At 50.8% G+C, this 17,345-nt stretch carries 19 protein-coding genes; all 19 read right to left on the minus strand.

Annotation, left to right across the window (positions count from 1 at the left end; translation table 11 throughout):
- Nucleotides 1–90: 90 nt before the first annotated feature.
- Nucleotides 91–507: an NAD(+)--rifampin ADP-ribosyltransferase gene (gene arr, locus ACFSUC_RS17110; protein WP_379930859.1), complete on the minus strand. Its 417-nt coding sequence runs from the start codon at nucleotides 505–507 to the stop codon at nucleotides 91–93.
- Between the two features lie 320 nt (nucleotides 508–827).
- Nucleotides 828–1,553 (minus strand): metal-dependent hydrolase, encoded by a 726-nt coding sequence (locus ACFSUC_RS17115; RefSeq protein ID WP_379930860.1) that lies wholly within the window; start codon nucleotides 1,551–1,553, stop codon nucleotides 828–830.
- Nucleotides 1,554–2,057: 504 nt separating this feature from the next.
- A complete protein-coding gene (locus ACFSUC_RS17120; protein ID WP_379930861.1) occupies nucleotides 2,058–2,267 on the minus strand; it encodes a hypothetical protein in 210 nt (69 codons plus the stop codon).
- Nucleotides 2,224–3,297 (minus strand): DUF4062 domain-containing protein, encoded by a 1,074-nt coding sequence (locus ACFSUC_RS17125; RefSeq protein ID WP_379930862.1) that lies wholly within the window; start codon nucleotides 3,295–3,297, stop codon nucleotides 2,224–2,226. Before ACFSUC_RS17125 ends, ACFSUC_RS17120 begins: the two co-directional genes overlap by 44 nt.
- A gap of 38 nt (nucleotides 3,298–3,335) precedes the next feature.
- On the minus strand, nucleotides 3,336–3,602 hold the full coding sequence (locus ACFSUC_RS17130) for a hypothetical protein (protein WP_379930864.1): 267 nt from the start codon (nucleotides 3,600–3,602) through the stop codon (nucleotides 3,336–3,338).
- A 73-nt stretch (nucleotides 3,603–3,675) separates the two neighbouring features.
- Nucleotides 3,676–4,707 (minus strand): Gfo/Idh/MocA family protein, encoded by a 1,032-nt coding sequence (locus ACFSUC_RS17135; protein WP_379930865.1) that lies wholly within the window; start codon nucleotides 4,705–4,707, stop codon nucleotides 3,676–3,678.
- Nucleotides 4,704–6,488: a CRTAC1 family protein gene (locus tag ACFSUC_RS17140; RefSeq protein WP_379930866.1), complete on the minus strand. Its 1,785-nt coding sequence runs from the start codon at nucleotides 6,486–6,488 to the stop codon at nucleotides 4,704–4,706. The genes ACFSUC_RS17135 and ACFSUC_RS17140 overlap by 4 nt, the downstream gene beginning before the upstream one ends.
- Before the next feature lie 62 nt (nucleotides 6,489–6,550).
- A complete protein-coding gene (locus ACFSUC_RS17145; RefSeq protein ID WP_379930867.1) occupies nucleotides 6,551–7,516 on the minus strand; it encodes a DUF1702 family protein in 966 nt (321 codons plus the stop codon).
- The gene (locus ACFSUC_RS17150; protein ID WP_379930868.1) at nucleotides 7,513–7,767 is read right to left on the minus strand and encodes an acyl carrier protein; all 255 of its coding nucleotides are present in this window, start codon (nucleotides 7,765–7,767) and stop codon (nucleotides 7,513–7,515) included. Before ACFSUC_RS17150 ends, ACFSUC_RS17145 begins: the two co-directional genes overlap by 4 nt.
- A gap of 136 nt (nucleotides 7,768–7,903) precedes the next feature.
- Nucleotides 7,904–8,644 carry an SDR family NAD(P)-dependent oxidoreductase gene (locus ACFSUC_RS17155; RefSeq protein WP_379930869.1) on the minus strand — a complete coding sequence of 247 codons (741 nt, stop codon included), beginning with the start codon at nucleotides 8,642–8,644 and terminating at the stop codon, nucleotides 7,904–7,906.
- Nucleotides 8,645–8,654: 10 nt separating this feature from the next.
- Nucleotides 8,655–9,947: a beta-ketoacyl synthase N-terminal-like domain-containing protein gene (locus tag ACFSUC_RS17160; protein ID WP_379930870.1), complete on the minus strand. Its 1,293-nt coding sequence runs from the start codon at nucleotides 9,945–9,947 to the stop codon at nucleotides 8,655–8,657.
- A complete protein-coding gene (locus tag ACFSUC_RS17165) occupies nucleotides 9,931–10,845 on the minus strand; it encodes a beta-ketoacyl synthase N-terminal-like domain-containing protein (protein WP_379930871.1) in 915 nt (304 codons plus the stop codon). The genes ACFSUC_RS17160 and ACFSUC_RS17165 overlap by 17 nt, the downstream gene beginning before the upstream one ends.
- A complete protein-coding gene (locus ACFSUC_RS17170; RefSeq protein WP_379930872.1) occupies nucleotides 10,838–12,058 on the minus strand; it encodes a beta-ketoacyl-[acyl-carrier-protein] synthase family protein in 1,221 nt (406 codons plus the stop codon). Before ACFSUC_RS17170 ends, ACFSUC_RS17165 begins: the two co-directional genes overlap by 8 nt.
- A gap of 2 nt (nucleotides 12,059–12,060) precedes the next feature.
- Nucleotides 12,061–12,987, minus strand: coding sequence for a hypothetical protein (locus ACFSUC_RS17175; protein WP_379930873.1), 927 nt, complete (start codon nucleotides 12,985–12,987; stop codon nucleotides 12,061–12,063).
- The gene (locus ACFSUC_RS17180) at nucleotides 12,984–13,673 is read right to left on the minus strand and encodes a helix-turn-helix transcriptional regulator (RefSeq protein ID WP_379930875.1); all 690 of its coding nucleotides are present in this window, start codon (nucleotides 13,671–13,673) and stop codon (nucleotides 12,984–12,986) included. Before ACFSUC_RS17180 ends, ACFSUC_RS17175 begins: the two co-directional genes overlap by 4 nt.
- A gap of 163 nt (nucleotides 13,674–13,836) precedes the next feature.
- Entirely contained in the window at nucleotides 13,837–14,949 is a 1,113-nt protein-coding gene (locus tag ACFSUC_RS17185; protein ID WP_379930876.1) for a class I SAM-dependent methyltransferase, read from the minus strand.
- On the minus strand, nucleotides 14,946–15,317 hold the full coding sequence (locus ACFSUC_RS17190) for a cupin domain-containing protein (RefSeq protein ID WP_379930877.1): 372 nt from the start codon (nucleotides 15,315–15,317) through the stop codon (nucleotides 14,946–14,948). The genes ACFSUC_RS17185 and ACFSUC_RS17190 overlap by 4 nt, the downstream gene beginning before the upstream one ends.
- On the minus strand, nucleotides 15,314–16,066 hold the full coding sequence (locus tag ACFSUC_RS17195; protein ID WP_379930878.1) for a class I SAM-dependent methyltransferase: 753 nt from the start codon (nucleotides 16,064–16,066) through the stop codon (nucleotides 15,314–15,316). The genes ACFSUC_RS17190 and ACFSUC_RS17195 overlap by 4 nt, the downstream gene beginning before the upstream one ends.
- Before the next feature lie 2 nt (nucleotides 16,067–16,068).
- Nucleotides 16,069–17,343: an aminotransferase family protein gene (locus ACFSUC_RS17200; protein WP_379930879.1), complete on the minus strand. Its 1,275-nt coding sequence runs from the start codon at nucleotides 17,341–17,343 to the stop codon at nucleotides 16,069–16,071.
- Nucleotides 17,344–17,345 lie beyond the last annotated feature (2 nt).

Genomic DNA, 17,345 nt, shown 5'->3' on the forward strand with positions numbered 1-17,345 from the left:
ACCGTCAAGAAAATGCGAAATACAATGCTGAGCACATTTTCTTGACGAATCCCCGTCTTCTAACCGTTATGATCGTACAGATGTTGAGAATTAATCATCTATGATATCTTTCCCTTGTTCACTTAACTTTTTTATATGCGTAAGCATGTGTTTTATCTCTACATCGGAATGTCTTTCCCATGACTTTAATTCAGCTACGATTTTTAAAGGCGATTGAGATCGGTAAGATCGTGTTGGGTTTCCAGGGAATTTTTTGTCTGTTAAATTCGGATCATTTTCAAAATTCCCTAGTGGCTCTACAATGTAAATTCTTTCTTTTGAATTAGACTTTGCTAGCTCTGCGCCCCACTTTGCGGCATCTAAGGTAGCAGTAAAATAGATATGATTCGATTTTTTGTCTTGGTAATTTGAACCGTGTTGAGGTGATAAGAGATCTCCAATTTCTAGTTCTGCTTTCGTTCCATGAAAGAAAGGGCCATGATCTAGAACATGGTTATGTTCATCCATTTCGATTCCCCACCTTATTTTTTTAGTTTTGTTAATAACAGTATAAGGCAGGGAAATGAGAAGATGTAGTCTATAAATCATGATCAACAAGTCGTATAATGGAAGTAGAGGGAATGAGGTCGAACTATACTTTGACTATTATGATCAGATCAAAAATGTCTATCTACAATATCTGATAACCGAAGTACTCCTTAGTGAATAATAAAAAAAGTGATAGATTATAAAAGCCTGATTTCCAGTATTTACTGAGAAACCAGGCTTTTGAATATGCGGGTTTCCTTAACGAGGTTAATACGCATTACCCTGACGTTACCCTTGACTTAGCATTCCAATCGATCACCGGGCGCCAAGACGTGACTAGTCATCTTGTGTGAGATAGTTGAAGAATCCGTACCTGTAAGCGCCACTTCACGAATACGCTCCGCAAAATGATGCGGATCTTGCTGGATAGGAGGAAACGTATTGTAATGAATCGGAATCACCTTCTTGGCTCCAATCCACTCCGCCGCGATAACAGCCTCATCCGGCCCCATTGTGAACACATCCCCGATCGGAATAAAGGCTACATCTATTTCGTTTTGCTCCCCGATCAGCTTCATATCTGAGAAGAGCGCGGTGTCTCCTGCATGGTAGATCGTTTTCCCATTCCAGTGTACGATAAACCCGCCCGGCATGCCGGCATAGATAATCTGCTGGGTTTCCTCATCGACAATCGCAGAGCTGTGGAAGGCCTGTACCATCTGAACAGTGGCAAATCCAAGATCCATGCTTCCCCCGATGTTCATGGGTTTCGTGTCTGCCCCCTTCCAGCTCATATAATTGGCCAGCTCGAAGGTCGCGACAATCGGTGCCTGATTTGCCTTCGCAATCGGAACGGCGTCCAGAATATGATCCATATGGGCATGGGTCAACAACACCGCATCTACCTGAACATCCTCCGGCTTCGTCACGGCCAGCTCATTGCCAGAAATAAACGGATCTATGATTAAGGCATGTTCTCCATCGATCAGCTGAATACAGGAATGTCCGTGATACCAAATTTCCATCCTTGCAACACCCTTTCTGTTTACATTCAGATAATGAAATACTGCTATTTCTTCCGATAGAGACGACGTTCTGCATAGTCCACACACTGCACGCATACCTTGACAGGTTTTCCTTCATCATTCACATAGGCACGCGGCTCTATCGCCTTTTTACCGCATATGACGCATTTTTTACTCCCAAACCACTTCAGCCACATCTTCATCGGCTCCTTTCACCCCACCACTGACTTCATATTCCTTCATGATGATCTCCTTCGATACGGTCATCCCCCTTTCCTTCTATCATTCTCTTCTTCCAGTGTCTCCTTACCCTAATTTTATCTTTTTTTATCTATCTCCAAACAAAATAGCCCTGAATCAGAAGAGAAAGTCTCAATCTGAACCAGGGCAGCCGACAGCCAGCCTATGATGTGAAGCGTTTTGAAGTGATGTGAAGCGGTGTATTGTGTTGTCAGTTACCGTCGATCGAAGTCGAGCGTTTGGCGCTGTTCTCGAATTCAGGCATTATTTGCGTTTGCCTGGGAAATGATGAGGCGGAATAGCGGACAAATGGGCTAATTGCACAAAACTGAACTTCTTGCTTGCCATCTCTGCGATATCCCCTTTTTTGCTTAATACGGAGGGGCCTGACTGATACGGCAACTCTGGTTCTGCCATGGTCTGAATCCCGTCAGGGTGCAGCATCCCCGCATTTGTCTGCTCCGGTCTGTCCATGTGGCTTCCTCCTTTCCAAGTACATATGAAACGTATGAATCAATCTTTCATTTTTATTCAAAAAATCATCGAGGATGTCCTGGTGCGCATGTTGATCGGTGAATACTTCTTCAATCAGAAAATGCAGCGTCAGCACATAAAGCTGAGCCAACGGAAGGCAAAGGATCAGCTCCTTCTGGTCATACAGACCGTCCTTCTCATACAACTTCATCTCCTGAGCGAGATAAGCAGCGCCCATATAGTTGTTAGCGTTGGACAAGGGATAGCTGTCCTGACAGTCTGCATCTCCCGCACAGCCTGCCATGCAGAGAGACTGGCACGATGCTTCATATCGGTACAGTGTCGCGCCGGTTGCCTGGCTAATTTGCATGATAGGCTGCTCCACCACCATTCTGCTGGAAATCTGTCCGCTCTCGATCTCCTGTGTGAGAATAGCCAGCAATCGATCCATATCTCCTTCGTGGTGGAACAGTGCATGCACGAAACGGTAGTACGCCTGACAGTGTTCCCGCTCTTTCTTCAGCTTTTCAATCTCGGATACACTCAGGTTCAACTGGGCAAACTGCCTGCACCATTGCGACAACTGTGTTCGAACATAACGAAAGGCATCCTCTGCATGTTGAAAAGCCCGCAAGTAGGTTTTCCATTCTTTGCTCACTTCCTGAATCAGTTCCTTCAGTGCAGGTTCCAGTCGATCCGGTGCCTGTTCATACAAGATCCATGTATCTTGCTGGATCAAGACATAGATCGGCTTTCGCTTCGCGGCTGCCTTGCGATATTCGGCTCGGGTAATGGTCATACCGCCTTCAGGCAGCGGGGTACCGCCCCGATTGCCGATTATCAACACGAAGAAATCTGCCCGTTCCACTTCATTCAAACAGCTTTGAATAATATCCGCGTCATTCCAGTCAAATGAGATCGATTCAGACATGATCACCTCATGTCCCAACTGCTGTTCAATCTGATAAGCCAAGGTTTGTCTGACATAATGGAGGTCCTTGATCGTTGAGCTGATAAACATGGAAAGCATGAGGATCGTCTCCCTTGTCCGTGATGTCGTCGTTCCGATCAGCTTTCAGAATTGGAATCGCCTGTGGGAGACTTAAATACATTCTTCGTCCCGCTGTGAAAGCCAACCGCATTGGCCGCAAGCAAAATGCCGACTATGACGCCATTTGCGCTCCATTCTACAATAACAAGGGCGGCTAATATTCCCAAGGCCAAGGAAAAGACCGGAATCCATCGTTTCGGTACTCCCTGTTTATTTAATACCATCAATAAAAACATGATCGCAGGAATCAGCGAAGCATCATATAAAGTCAAATCAATATTCATCGTCTTCCACCTCTTTCATTCAGGTTGATTGATCTTGCACACATGCCGCTAGCAAGGTCACTAGGTCAATGGGTCAACGGGCAAACAGTTGAAAAAAACTGCGCATTGTCTGCACGGCCTCTAATCCGCTCAGTGGAGACGCATATCCATTTCCTGTCCGGATACGATTCACAAATTCCTCAATGACGCCTGAGTTCATGCCCCCATCTTCTCGCAACCGATAGGCTATCGTCTCTTCACACTGCCGGCCATCATGCATGTCGATGCGAATGCTGTCCAGGCTTTCACCGAGAATGAGGTTGCCCTTGTCTCCGTAAAATACGGTGCGATGATCCTGACCCGGGTTGCACCAACTGACCTGAATGGTCCCGGTGATTCCGCTCTCCATTTGCAGCAGCACCGTAGCCGCGTCTTCGATCTGCGTCAAGCCTCTTACGTGTTGTTTGACCATGTCCGAAGTAGCCACTTCGTCACCAAGCATCCAGCGTACGAGATCCAGTTTGTGTATCCCGAGATCGGCCAGCACCCCGTAGCAACCCGCATGCTGTGCATCAAGGAACCAGTTTTGCGGGCCATCGATACTCCATCCCTCCGGTCCCCCATGCTGAAACTGAACGGAAAATTGAATCATGCGTCCCAGCTTTCCAGACTGAATGATTTCCCGTGCACGCTTGTACACCGGATGAAGCCGCTGGTTGTGCGCGACCAGCAACACAAGCTGATGGCGATAAGCCATCTCCGCCATACGGGTGCAATCCTTCCAGTTCAGGGCCATCGGTTTTTCCACAAGTACGTGTTTGCCTGCTTCCAGCATCTGCATAGCTACCGGAGCATGGAGGGTATTGGGTGTACAGATGGAAACAGCATCAAACTGATCGGCAAACTGCGCCAGCATTTCAGAATGAGACGTACAGACATAGGGAACGTCCAACTGGTCAGCCAGTGCTTGAGCCCGTTCCCGATTGGCATCACAGAGGACAGTGAGACGAGTGGTCTGAGATAGCTCCTTCCACTCCGGGAGATGGCGCACCTGAGCGATTTTGCCACAACCTATCACGGCCGCTCGAATGGGCTGAACGGTTGGAATCTCTCTCTCCATGCTCATCGCTGTTCCTCATCGGACACGGGAAGGGGCGTATCCGGTTCCATCACTGACAGAATCTGATCCGCCTGCACATTTTCCAATACCTGAACGCGCCCGCTCGGCCACTGAATGGTGATGCGATCTACCCGTTCGGCGTCATCCAGTCCAAAGTGTAATCTCGGGTCCGCCTGGGCACCGTGTGAATTTCCCCCGTCACGTTCCATCACGGTCTTCGTACCCCCCACTTCAAAGGTTACCCGTGCACCAACAGCATCCCGATTGCTCGGCATCGTTCCGGTTAACTTCAGCTTGATCCAGTGATGATCCGGGTTTACCTCTGCCTGATACACATTGGGTGAAGTTCCCTGATTCGCAAACACAAGATCCAGATCACCGTCATTGTCCAGATCTACTGGTGCCACCCCCCTGCTGTCGCTGTCGAAGGTAATGCCTGCCTGAGCGGCGACATTGCTGAAGCGGTTGCCATCATTCCAGAACAGGTAAGACTGCTCGTATCCGGACAGACTCTTGTCTTCAAAGTCCATCCAGTTGTCCGCATCCTCTACAATCGTTCCTGGCGTCGTGGCCAGGGTACCCAAATCGAACCAATAGTCTCGCTTTTTGCTGGCAGATATGAATCCGGTTGCGACAGCAAGACTGAATTCACCCTTGTTATCCGCATCGAAGAAACGGGCACCCCATGAAAAATCAGCGAGCTGGATGCCCATTTCGATGGAACGATCCACATAGGTGCCACTTTCATCTTCATGCCAGAGCTGATTGCCTTCGAGGATATACAGCGGCTTGCTCACATTCGTCACATACATGGCCAGTCGTCCATCATGAAAGACGTCGGCAAAATCTACATTCATGCCTTTAAACGTATCCTCACCGATGCCTCTCGACTGAACAACCTGACGGAATCGCTGTCCCTTTTCATTTAAGTAAAACGTATCAGCTCCGAAGTCATTGGCATTATATAGATCGGTCCAGCCGTCTTGATTGACATCTGCCGCCCCGACAGCCAGTGTCCAGCCCGTATCTGCAACACCAAGCGCATCTGACACGTCAGTAAACGTACCGCCCTCATTGCGAAGCATGACATTGCGTCCCCCGTTGCGCGCGCGTTCAAAATCGTTATGCATAATTCTCGTCGTCGTCAGGGCGAACATATTGTGCTGTTCATGAAAATACCCGCCGACATACAGGTCCAGCCAGCCGTCTCGATCATAGTCGATTGCGACCGCCTTGTTGAAATTGCCGACCAGAGGGCTGAGTCCGGTTGCTTCACTGACATCGGTAAAGGTTCCGTCCTGATTATTCTCGAACAGCTTGCTCTCACTGCTCCATGTTCCGACAAACAAGTCCGGATATCCGTCATTGTTGTAATCGAACCAGAGGGCTGTTTCGGACACCCCTTCCTGGTTTACATCTGCCACTCCGGCAACCTCTCCTACTTCCTCGAAGGTGCCATCCCCCAGATTGCGGTAGAGGTGATTCAGACTGCCTCGCGCGGAATTGATCATATACAAATCCATATAGCCGTCCTGATCATAATCCGCTGTGAATACCCCGGCTCCTGTGGAAGCCAGCCAAGGCATGATCCGATCCACTTTCGAGTCAAAGACAGGCTTCTCGTGAACAAAATCAATGCCCGCCTCTTCTGTAATATCTGTATAGTGAAAATCAATGGGATGCTCTTCCTGTCTGCCCCCGCACGCCGTTAGCAGGAGAAGACACAGTCCGAGGAAGCCGACGGTGATCCTCATCATTTTGTACATGCTCGAATTGGACGAAAACATGATCTCCACTCCTTGTTTTTTCGTCTTCATGTCACTTGAAGCTGAAATGACCCCTCTTCTCTTCATACGTTCATGGCTTCCAGTCGCGACCTCACATCATCCAGCCAATGGGAATAAGTGTATGGCACATCCGTCTGCTGCATCGTCTCATAGGACCTCGTCACGATATCCAGATAAGCATGAACCGGTTTGGAAATCGAGTCCGCATAGCAATCAATCCAGTGAATGAAACCATTCATCTGTCTTTTTCTTGCATACAAGCCAAAGGCCAGACCTTGCTGATATGAGATGCGGAGTTCTTGTGGCACCCATTCCTGCAGGCTCAGCATCCACTTCAAATCTTCGAATTCGGTATAGCCCACGGCTAGTCCCAAGCCGCTGCACACATCTGGCTGATGTGACTTGGGCAACGATTCCACCAGCTGCAAGGCTTTCAGCAGGTTGCATTCACCGAGAAACCAGATGCTCCTGCCAAGTCCCTGCAAGCATGTACGTTCCGCTTCATATCCCAGTTGCCTGAATCGGGCAAGCAGACGATCCCCCTCGATCGCCAGCTTCCATATTCCGCTGCGAAACCCGACGCCATCGAACACAATGGAGCCATACAGCGGGTCCAGTCGCGATAGCCATTGCTGGTAGGGCTTCGGTCGAAATCCGTAACGCGTATGCATCCACCAGCCCAGCCCGACATAATATTGATACATATATCGGGGGGAGAACCGTTTGAACTGATGTTCCAGTGAAGAAATCTCGGATGGATATCGCAGGGTGCGGGCACCTAGTCCCATGCCCAGCCCTTCATAGGCGAATCCCACATAATACGGATCATATTGATTGTCCAGACTTTCCTGTATCGCTTGGATATGCAGGGTTCGATCCGCCAATGCGGCATTGTATCCGGTCAAAAAAGCTTCCAGTATGATTGAGAATCGCGCTTGAAAAGTCCGCTGGCTCGTTTGCTGCAGCACCGGAATCGTCGAAGCCACTCGCTCGAAATCCTGCTTCATCCAGGTCAGTACTCCGCTCATTGCAATTTCTCGTCGATCACGGCCGCGATATCCGCGAGCGTCTGAACCTCAGCCAATTCGTCTTCCTCCAGACGAGCGCCAAGCTCTCTTTCCAGATGTACCGCAAGCTCCAGAGCACTGAGCGAATCAATCCCCAAATCAGACAAAGGCTGTGCCATGTATGCATCCAGCTGATCATCAGAAGGTGGTTCCCCCTGACCTGTCACTTGCAGCGTCAGCGCAATCATGCGCTGCTTTATGTTCTTATCCATCGCTCATCGACTCCTTTTTCCTCACTTGTCCGTGCTTGTCCTCACTTGTCCATACTTGTCCTCATCTCTTCTCATCCTGCTTATTCGTTCCTCATTCAGGCTCCCGTGTTTCATCCAGCCTCGATGCTTAACCTGTTTAATACAATCCCCCGTCTGCTACCACGATGGAACCGGTCATATACGACGCGGCATCTGAAAGCAAAAACAGGACGGTACTGGCGATCTCTTCCGGTTTGCCCAGTCTGCGAAGCGGAACATCGCGATACAGACTCTTGCGCTTTTGTGGCTGGATCGTCAGCAGCATGTCCGTTTCAACGAATCCCGGGGCGACAGCATTGACCCGAATCCCAAGTGGACCAATCTCTCTTGCCAGAGATTTGGTGAAGCCAATGACCCCTGCCTTGGCCGTTGAATAATTCACTTGCCCGGCCGTGCCGCTGATGCCGGAGACGGATGAAATATTGACAATTCGACCTTCGCTGATCGCCAAAGCGGGAATCAGTTTTTTGCATACGGCAAACAGGGCCTCCACATTAACCTGAAAAACATGCTGCCAGTGCGCTTCCTTCATTTTGTACAGCGGGCCATCTCGCAGTAAGCCGGCATTGTTGACCACACAGTCCACCTTCCGGTCTGTCAGCTGATTGAGAAATGCTTCCATGTCTCCCGGATCCGTAAAATCGACCTTGGCCGCTGTGACCCGTGAAGTCCCGCACTGTTCAATCAGTCTCATCGCTGCCTGTTCGTCGTGTGAATAGGTGAAGAGAACCTCGGCTCCCGCATCAGCCAGCCCTTTGACCACCGCGGCCCCGATCCCTCTGGACCCGCCAGTTACGATGGCAGATTGATTTGAAAAATTCCATTGTGTCTGCTTCATACGCCCTCCTTCATTCCCCTCTCTTAAATACCGCAGCTACGTGAAAGCCGCCGTAGGCGGGTACCGACTTGACAGCCGTGTGCAGCGGAACCTGCCTGGTCTGCTCGGCGATTGGCAATCTGAGCTGAGGATCTGGCTGATCCGCATTCAAGGTGCGGGGCACACATTGATGCTTCAGGCAATGGATCATCAAGATCGCTTCAATCATACTGCTGGCACCCAGTGTATGACCGATATAGCCCTTGAAGGCTGTCACGAACGGTGGGGGAAGCTGGCAAGCCGTCCATGCGCGCTGGATCTCACTGGCCTCATACCGATCCCACATCGGACTGCCTGTGCCATGCGGAACCAGCAAATCTACCGCGTGATCCCGACGTTCCGGTGTCACCCATTGACGGATCGCACGCTCTATGACATTCGCATACGTATGCTGCGTCACATCAGGCAAAGTCATATGCCACGATTCCTGGGCAAATGTTCCTCCTGCATAGACCGCATAGCAGTGTACGGCCTGTTTGCGATGTTCCATACTCTCTCTGCGTTCCATCACAATGGCGCCAGCACCGTCTCCGAGCACCGATCCATCTCTCGTGGAATCAAAGGGCTTCAGTTGCTGTCCCGTGGACATCGCACCCTTTTCCTTCAGCCACAAATATTCCGTAACATGCGCATAATCCGAGCAAGCCACCACGACCATATCCGTCTGATTCGATTTCAGCAGCATGTCTCCGAGTTCTATGGCATACAAGCCCGATGCACACGCATTGTTGACGGTATAGGTCAGTCCGTTCAAATCAAACAGTCTGGACAAATAATACAAGTAAGGAAAGCTCTGCAACTGATAATAGTGCTGCTGATACTGGGTAAAGGACGATTCGAATCCACGCTGCCAGGCCGATTCCTGCTGGCTCATGTCCTGCATCAGCTGGTCAATCAGCTTGACAACACCCAGATTCTCGTGTCCGATCACAAGGGAAATACGGCTGGATTTTCTCATTTCTTCCGTACATTTTGCATCAGACAGTGCACCTGCAATCACGGCAACGAGATACGTAAAATCCCGATCTTCTGCCAGTCCCCAATCCCGAATCTGCTGAATGGCCGAAGAGGAGATCCATTGCCTGAGATCCACAGACCCAATAGCGTAGCACGGGAAGACAATCGCCGTTTCCCCGTTCATTTGCCAATGCCGTTCAGAAATAGCCGCCCGTTGCTCACAGACCGCTTTCCAGACCTCTTCGCTGCTCTGACCTGACGAGGTGAGCATGGCTGTACCGGTAATCTGGCTATGTGCGGTGCTCATCTTGCACCTCCTTCTCTTCTGAACGCCCCGATAGTGGCACCCAGATGAGCAGATGACTGTCACCAAGTGCCGGCTCGAGTTCATAACGTCGGATTTCTGAAACGTTTTCCAACCGTTGCCGGGAATCAGGCGTATGGCCGTCATGGTTGCTGACGGACACGCAATCTGTAGCCATCTCCCGGTTCGCGAGGCAGCATACGGCTCTGCCATATTGACGGCCTAGCTCATACAGATGCCAGGGCAATTCATTGGCATGCAGAAGATCACATGTATCCGGCACTGCATACAACTCAGAAATTGGTTGCGACGCAATGGATTGTTCGGATGCAATCGGTTTTGAACCATCCTGGTTCCATCTGCTCATCAAGAGGGCCACAACGGATTCCTGTTCCATCTCAATCGGATGCAGGTAAGGCTGCAACTCTGCTGGTGGAAGCTGGTTAAACATGACGACGATGACGTGATCGAGTTTTTGGTTTGCCAGCACATCCATGGCATATTGCACAATAGCCAAACCTGTGTTAGAGCCATTGGAGATGGTCACATTCAGCCCGGTAAACTGAAAATATTGAGCCAGATGTCCGCCAATGGCATTCAAAACGGTCTCAGGAAACAATCCCGGATTGGTTTGTTGCACGCCAAACTGACGGGCATCCGCATCCAGGGCCAGAATCGGCGTTAAGGTCGTATGGTTGGCGCCAATGACAAACCCCGTACGCTCCGATTCCAATCCCTGCACGTCCTGCAAACACTTGTTGACTACGTGCAACGCCTGCTGGGCTGGCCTCGACCATTTGCGCACATGGCCTGCTTGCAGCATCAGGGCCGTGTCGTCTGCCTGTTGCTTCAGTTCTGGGCCGATGGCTGCACTAGCTTCCACCATCATCCACTTATTCATGAAAGACGCCCCCCTCCTGTGGCGCAGACAACACAATAGAGGAATTCACTCCGCCGAATGCATACGAATTGGACAGGATCAGCGATACCTTGCCTCTCCATGGCTCCCTTAACATATGAAGCGAATCGGCTACACAGGCCGGGTCCAGATTCTCCAAGTGCAAGGTGGGCGGAAGCATCTGGGTTTGCAGCGCTTTGACACTCATGACCGCTTCGATCGCGCTCGCTGCCCCCAGTGTATGTCCGATATGTCCTTTGATGGAGCTGACCTTGACTGAAGTGGGATGGTTCGCAAAGACTTCACGAAGTGCCGTCGCTTCCATACGGTCATTAGCCATCGTCCCGGTTCCATGGGCACTGACATAATCGATTTGATCCGGATGAATCCCAGCCATCGCGACTGCTTCCCGCATTGCCCGCACCGCTCCTTTCGCTTTCGGATCTGGGCGGGTGATATGGTGTGCATCACTGGTCATCCCGTATCCGAGAATGTGAGCGAGCGGAGTGACCCCTCTTGCTTCCGCGCTTTCTCTGCGTTCCATGACCAGCACGCCAGCTCCTTCGCCGAGAATCAGACCTTTGCGAGTCACATCGAAAGGCCGGCAAGCATCCGTTGACATGGCCCTCAGACTATTGAATCCGGTGAAAGCAGCCCATGACATGGCATCGACTCCGGCGGCAATCATCCGATCTGCACGTCCTGAGCGGAGTTCATCCATCGAACGGGCAATGGCGAAATTGCCAGCGGCACAAGCATTGGTAAAGGTCCATATCGGCCCTTGAAGAGCCAGCAGCGTAGCAATCTGTTCGGCAATCGCATGCGGCCCGCCGGTTTGCCCGTTCGGATCGCCGCGCATCGCCTTTTCAAGCGGTTCGATCTCACCCATCGTCGTGCCGATGCAGAGGCCGGTTTTACCGCCACTGCAATCTGCTTGGTCGAGTCCAGCCTGTAGCAGTGCTTCCTCGATGGGAGGCAACACGATGCGGGTGGTACGCCCCATCGTCTCGCTCTCCGAAGCAAACCAGGCGGATGGCAGCAACTCGGTAAGCTGGCAGCCTGTCTGGGCACGCTGCTCACTGACATCAAACAGGTCGATCTTCCGCAGTCCGTTCTTGCCTGCGAGTAATTGTTCCCAAAATGAATCTGCATGGATGCCGATGGTGTTATATACGCCAATTCCTGTGACGACAATTTCCGCATTTGAATAGTTCACCATTATTCACCTGCACTTTGGTCCGTCCATATTTGCTGAATATGGGTCAAATCCGGCTGAGGACGCTGAAATTGCTCCATGCCGCGCATCGAGGCGACCAGTTTCACGGCGCCCTCTTCTCCTGCCCTCATTCGTTCTTCCAGCTCAGCAAAGTCTGGGTAGCGATCATATCCCTCGCTCCATACCTTGATCCCTTGACTGACTTCCCCCTTTTTCACGAGGGCATCTCCCAGTGCTGTATAGGCCATCGGCCAGAGCTGTGTCTGCCTGTCTGCATAGCTTCGTGCGACCGACACACAAAAGGACAAATCTTGGATGGCTTTATCAATTCGCTTCAGTCCCACCGGCCAGTACAAATTATTGATGCCCCTTGCGTAATGCGCCATCCAGTCATACGGATACGCATCCAGAATTCGTTCGAGCTCTGCAATGGACTGATAGGAATACTGGCCCAGCTTCGCTGTTCCGATAGAAGGGTCCTGCAGCATGTCGATATAGGTCAGTGCCTTTTGCAGGCGGATATCCGGGTATTCATCCTGTGGAAGCTGTGCCCAGAAATCCATCAACTCTTCCGTCCTCCCTGCTTCTGTCATCTGAATGCGAAGGGAGGTGCTGTATGCGAGCTGCGCCGGGGAGAACGTTACGAGCTGCTTCAGCAACGCGATGTCTCCCTTTTCTAGTGCGTACATATAGGCTTGATCAGCCATTTCTGTATGCTCGATAGAGCTTACAGGCGCTAGAGGAGTGATTTCCCCGCTTTGAACGGCCTGATGCAAGATCGCCTCTTCCCTAAAATCCAGGCGATAATCCGCCCACTTCACGTCTTCATTCAGCTTCGGGAGCGCATACGGCTTCGTCCATTGCTGATATCCCCACATCGAAAGAACCAGTGCATAAAAGAGCAGCAGGACAAGCAGCATCTTTTTCATCGGATTCTCCTTTCGTGCATATCCGGCTTCCAATACAGTTTTTTATAGCGGGAAGGCGGCATTCCGACTTTTTTCTGAAAAATGCGTCCAAAATGTGTTAAATCCCCATAACCAACGGCATAGCACACGCTTGTAACGGATTCATTAGTCAACAGCAGTTTTTTGGCGAGACTGACACGTTCCTGAATCAGAAATTCCCTGAACGTAATCCCGAACCGTTTCTTGAATATTTTCGAAAAATGCCACTTGGACACATAATTTTGTTTCGCCACCTGTTCCAGAGAGAGATCATTATCATAGAGATGCTCCCGGATGTAGGCAAGGGATTGATCCCAGTCCACATCGTCCCGTGAGGCGGCGAGCTCCGCCTGTTCCTGATGCGACTCCTCGGTTACAGAAGCCAGATAATAGAGGAAATACAAAATAATAAACTGCGCATGCTTGTCCACCTGGGTGAAAGTGTAGATGGGGATGACCGTATTCAGAGATTGCAGAGCAGCCATACCGGGTACTTCTTTACGGGATGTGAGGATAAATACGGCCTCAAAGCGCCCATTCAGAACAAAATCACGCACATCTTCAAACGATTCTGCACTCTGGATCAAGTCTTTCTCCTGTTGATCTTCAGGTTCACTTTGCCAGTTCGAGTGCAGCAGCTCCTGATCGACGTTCCATATGACAATCAATGAATTCCCTCCTGCCAATGTAGATTGATTCTGCTTGCTTAACTCCATCGTAGGCGTTTCCAGTGATTTTCACTCGGCTTTAATATACTCACAATCTGTTTTTATTGACATTAACTGTATTTTGGCCAACAAAAAAACAAACAGGCGAACTGCAAGAGCACGCCTATTTGTTTGTCCCTGTGATGAGAGCTCCGCAAACTTGCTCACCCTCATTAATATGGACTTGAACGTCCGAGTACCCGGCTCCCTTCAAGGCCTCTTCCCAATCCGACGCTTTCAGGAAACCAAAGCAAGGAACAGACGGGTCCGAGTTCAAGACGGGGGTGGACGGAATCGGTGAAAAGTGGGGCAAAAGCGAAAAAATAAATTCCTGGTGAAGTCGTGTCGTATCATCTATTCGTACACATTCAGACAGAACCAGTCTCCCGCCGGGACGCAGCAGCTTTTTAAGTCCCGCAAGGGATTCCCTGATATGACTGGCACAATGAGCGACATTGACAGCGAGCACCACATCGTAATTGGGGTCTAAGTCAGGATCAATCCGATTAATATCCAGTTTACAGCTGGTGATGTCCATCTGTTCATGGCAGGGTTGAAGTTCTCGCTGCACCCGGGTCGCAAGCGCAGGGCTTATGTCTGACAGCATCAGATGGCGAAGCGGCAGACCTTGCAGCAAGTATTCAGCCAGCAATGCCCGGGCTGCAGATCCGAAGCCGGTTCCCAGCTCAAGCACGCGCGGACCACACTTGGCTACATCCATGCGGGCTGCCAGACTGGCACAGTGCTCGGCTGCCCACTGATTATGGACAGCGTACAAATCATGGCTGTTGCAGAAATACGATTCCCACAGAGACTCGCCATTTTCGTTCGTATTTCCGAACAGGACTTGTAGGGCGCGCTGTTTTCCGTTGATGACGTTTGGCCAATGCTCGCACACATGATCAATCAGTCGGATGGAAGGTTCAATATGCACGTGGGCAATGGTCTTCGGGCGGACTGGACGTGTCAGGGATTTGCCAATCCATCGCTTCTCATGGTCTTGCCAGACCACACCCTGCTGGGCCATAAAAGCGAGTACCCACTTCACATGACCCTCGAATGGAGGCTGACAACCCAGTGTTTGCACGATCTGCGACAAGGAAGCTCCCTTGTCCAGCCTGACACCATGGCTCATGAGCATACGCTGGAGGGCGTAGGCGGTATAATCCGATACATAGCGGTATGCGGCATGATAGTGATCATTGAATAGCGTCGTAGGGTACGAAGCCTGGCTCATGTACCTGGCCTGTCCTTTTTCACGAGCTCATACACCGTTACATCAAAATCGACGTGAATATACATCACACATCCTTGCTCCGAATACACGTCATGCGCCTGCCCCAGTCCTGCAGTCAGAAAATCTCCTGCCTTCATCACGTCATCATTTAAACGAACCTCACCCTCCAGGACGACAGCCAGCTCGCGATAAGGATGATCATGCTTGGGAATGGAGGAACCTGGCAGCATTTTCAGCAGGAAGCATCGTCGCGACGTTTCTTCATCCGCCCACAAGTAACACATTTCGGTCTGTTCGTATACACCCTTTTCCCAAATCCGTTCCTCAGTCGAAATAATGAGATGTTGCGCTTCGAAAGGCTGATTCATACGCTTCTCTCCCCCTTGTCTGACAGCAACAGCATGCGCGGACTATGTACCGCCAGCGGCTGCAGATCGAATCCGCCATATACATTCCGCACCTTCAATCCGGCCTGTTCCGTCATCTGAATCAGTTCCGTGGCGCTATACAGACGGAGATCCAGCAGCGTCTCCTTCTTCCCTTCTTCCGTAAACCAGAACAGATTTTCCTGCCATCTCCCTGTCTCGGGATGAAAAGCACGGTGGCTGCAAACTATTTGATCCTGCATGCGACTCCAGGTCTGCCCGAGATGCGTCAATTTAAAGTCCCGGTTCTCCGTATCCTGTACAAACCTGCCGCCTTTTTTCAGTGCACGGTATATTCGCTCCAGAATCCTCTGATCTTCTTCCTGAGAAGGAACATAGCCGAAAGCCGTCCCGATATTGATCACCGCATCAAATTCATTGGAGAACACGAGCTCACGCATATCACCCTGTACCCAGTTCACCTGGACATGCGCGGCTTCCGCCCGACGTTTTGCCTCCGCAAGCAAATGCGGGGCCCCATCGAATCCGGTGACCCGATATCCGCTTTGGGCAAGCGGGATACTGAGACGTCCCTGTCCACAACCCAGGTCCAGGATCGAAGCGCCTGCCGGCAATTTCAACATTTCCACGATGGCATTTCGCTCGAACTGGGTTCGTTCAGGGGATAAAATCATCTCGGAAAAAGCGACATAATCACGTCCGAAAAATTGTGTCCACGCTTCTTGCGTCATCTTCATCCACCTCCTGTTTCCATTCGCTCCACGGCGTAAACAACACCTTCGATCAAAAACTGTGCTTCCTGATCTGAAATCGTAAGGGGCGGATACATGATCAGATCAGAATTGAAGAAATTCGCCAAAATGCCGGCTTCCCGCAAATAGCCTGAAAACCTGGTACCCCAATCCGCACCGACCGATTCTTTAGCCGCTGTTTGAAAGGAAACAGCGAGCATCAATCCTCTGCCTCTCGTTTCTCGCACACATTCGTAGTCATGCAGGCGATGTTGAAGCTTCTGCAATATCACGGCGCCCAGTTGCGCTGACCTGCGAACGAGCTGTTTCCGTTCCATGATGTTCAGCACTTCCAGAGCGGCCGCACAACCGACTGGATGTCCACTTAAAGTAGCCCCGTGCAAAAAGATGCCGCCTGAAGCGAATAGCGTTTGTACCATGTCATCAGTTATCAGTGTGGCAGCCATGGGGAAGTAGCCGGCTGTAAGTCCCTTTCCGTATACGATCAGATCGGCATGCAACTGCTGATCCTCACTTACCGACCATGTACCGGCACGACCGAGTCCTGTCGTGACCTCATCGGCAATGAGGAGAATGCCGTATTTGTTGCATAGCTGGCGAATTTGTGCAAAGCAAGCATCAGGCATGGCCACAATGCCGCCGACACCCTGTATCGGTTCAACCAAGACTGCTGCAATCTGGTCGGTGCCTTTCTCCAACATTTGTTGCTCCAGCTGATCCAGGTCTAGATGATTTCTTGGAAATGGCGCAATCCAGCATTGCTCGAGTCCTGGTCCAAATACCCCGTCAATGCCCATATCGGTCACAGATCCGCTGGCAAACGTAGTGCCATGATAATTACCCGAAAAGCTGATAAATCCAGTGCGTTCAGGTTCTCCTCTCATCGCATGGTACAACCGGCTCAGCTTCATTGCACTTTCTACTGCACCGGAACCGTCATTACTGAAAAAAACCTGACTGAATCGAGAGGAGGTGACATCGATGAGACGCTGGGCCAATTCCTCGACATGTTCATGGGTGGAGGCGCATATGGAGGCAAAGCTCAACTTGCGATATTGCCGATGGAGCCTTTTTTGAATCTGCTTCTGACCGAAACCCAGTGCCGGAACGGCCGTCGTCGTATATAGATAGGCCGTATCCTGTTCGTCATATACCCAGCACCCCTCTCCCATTACCAGCTTCAGCCATTCTTCTCCATTTCTCTGACTGACGGGCGGCATATACGTAAAAGGATGCAACACGTGACTGGATGCCATCT

This window comes from Marinicrinis sediminis (assembly GCF_042685085.1).
GTDB lineage: Bacteria > Bacillota > Bacilli > Paenibacillales > KCTC-33676 > Marinicrinis > Marinicrinis sediminis.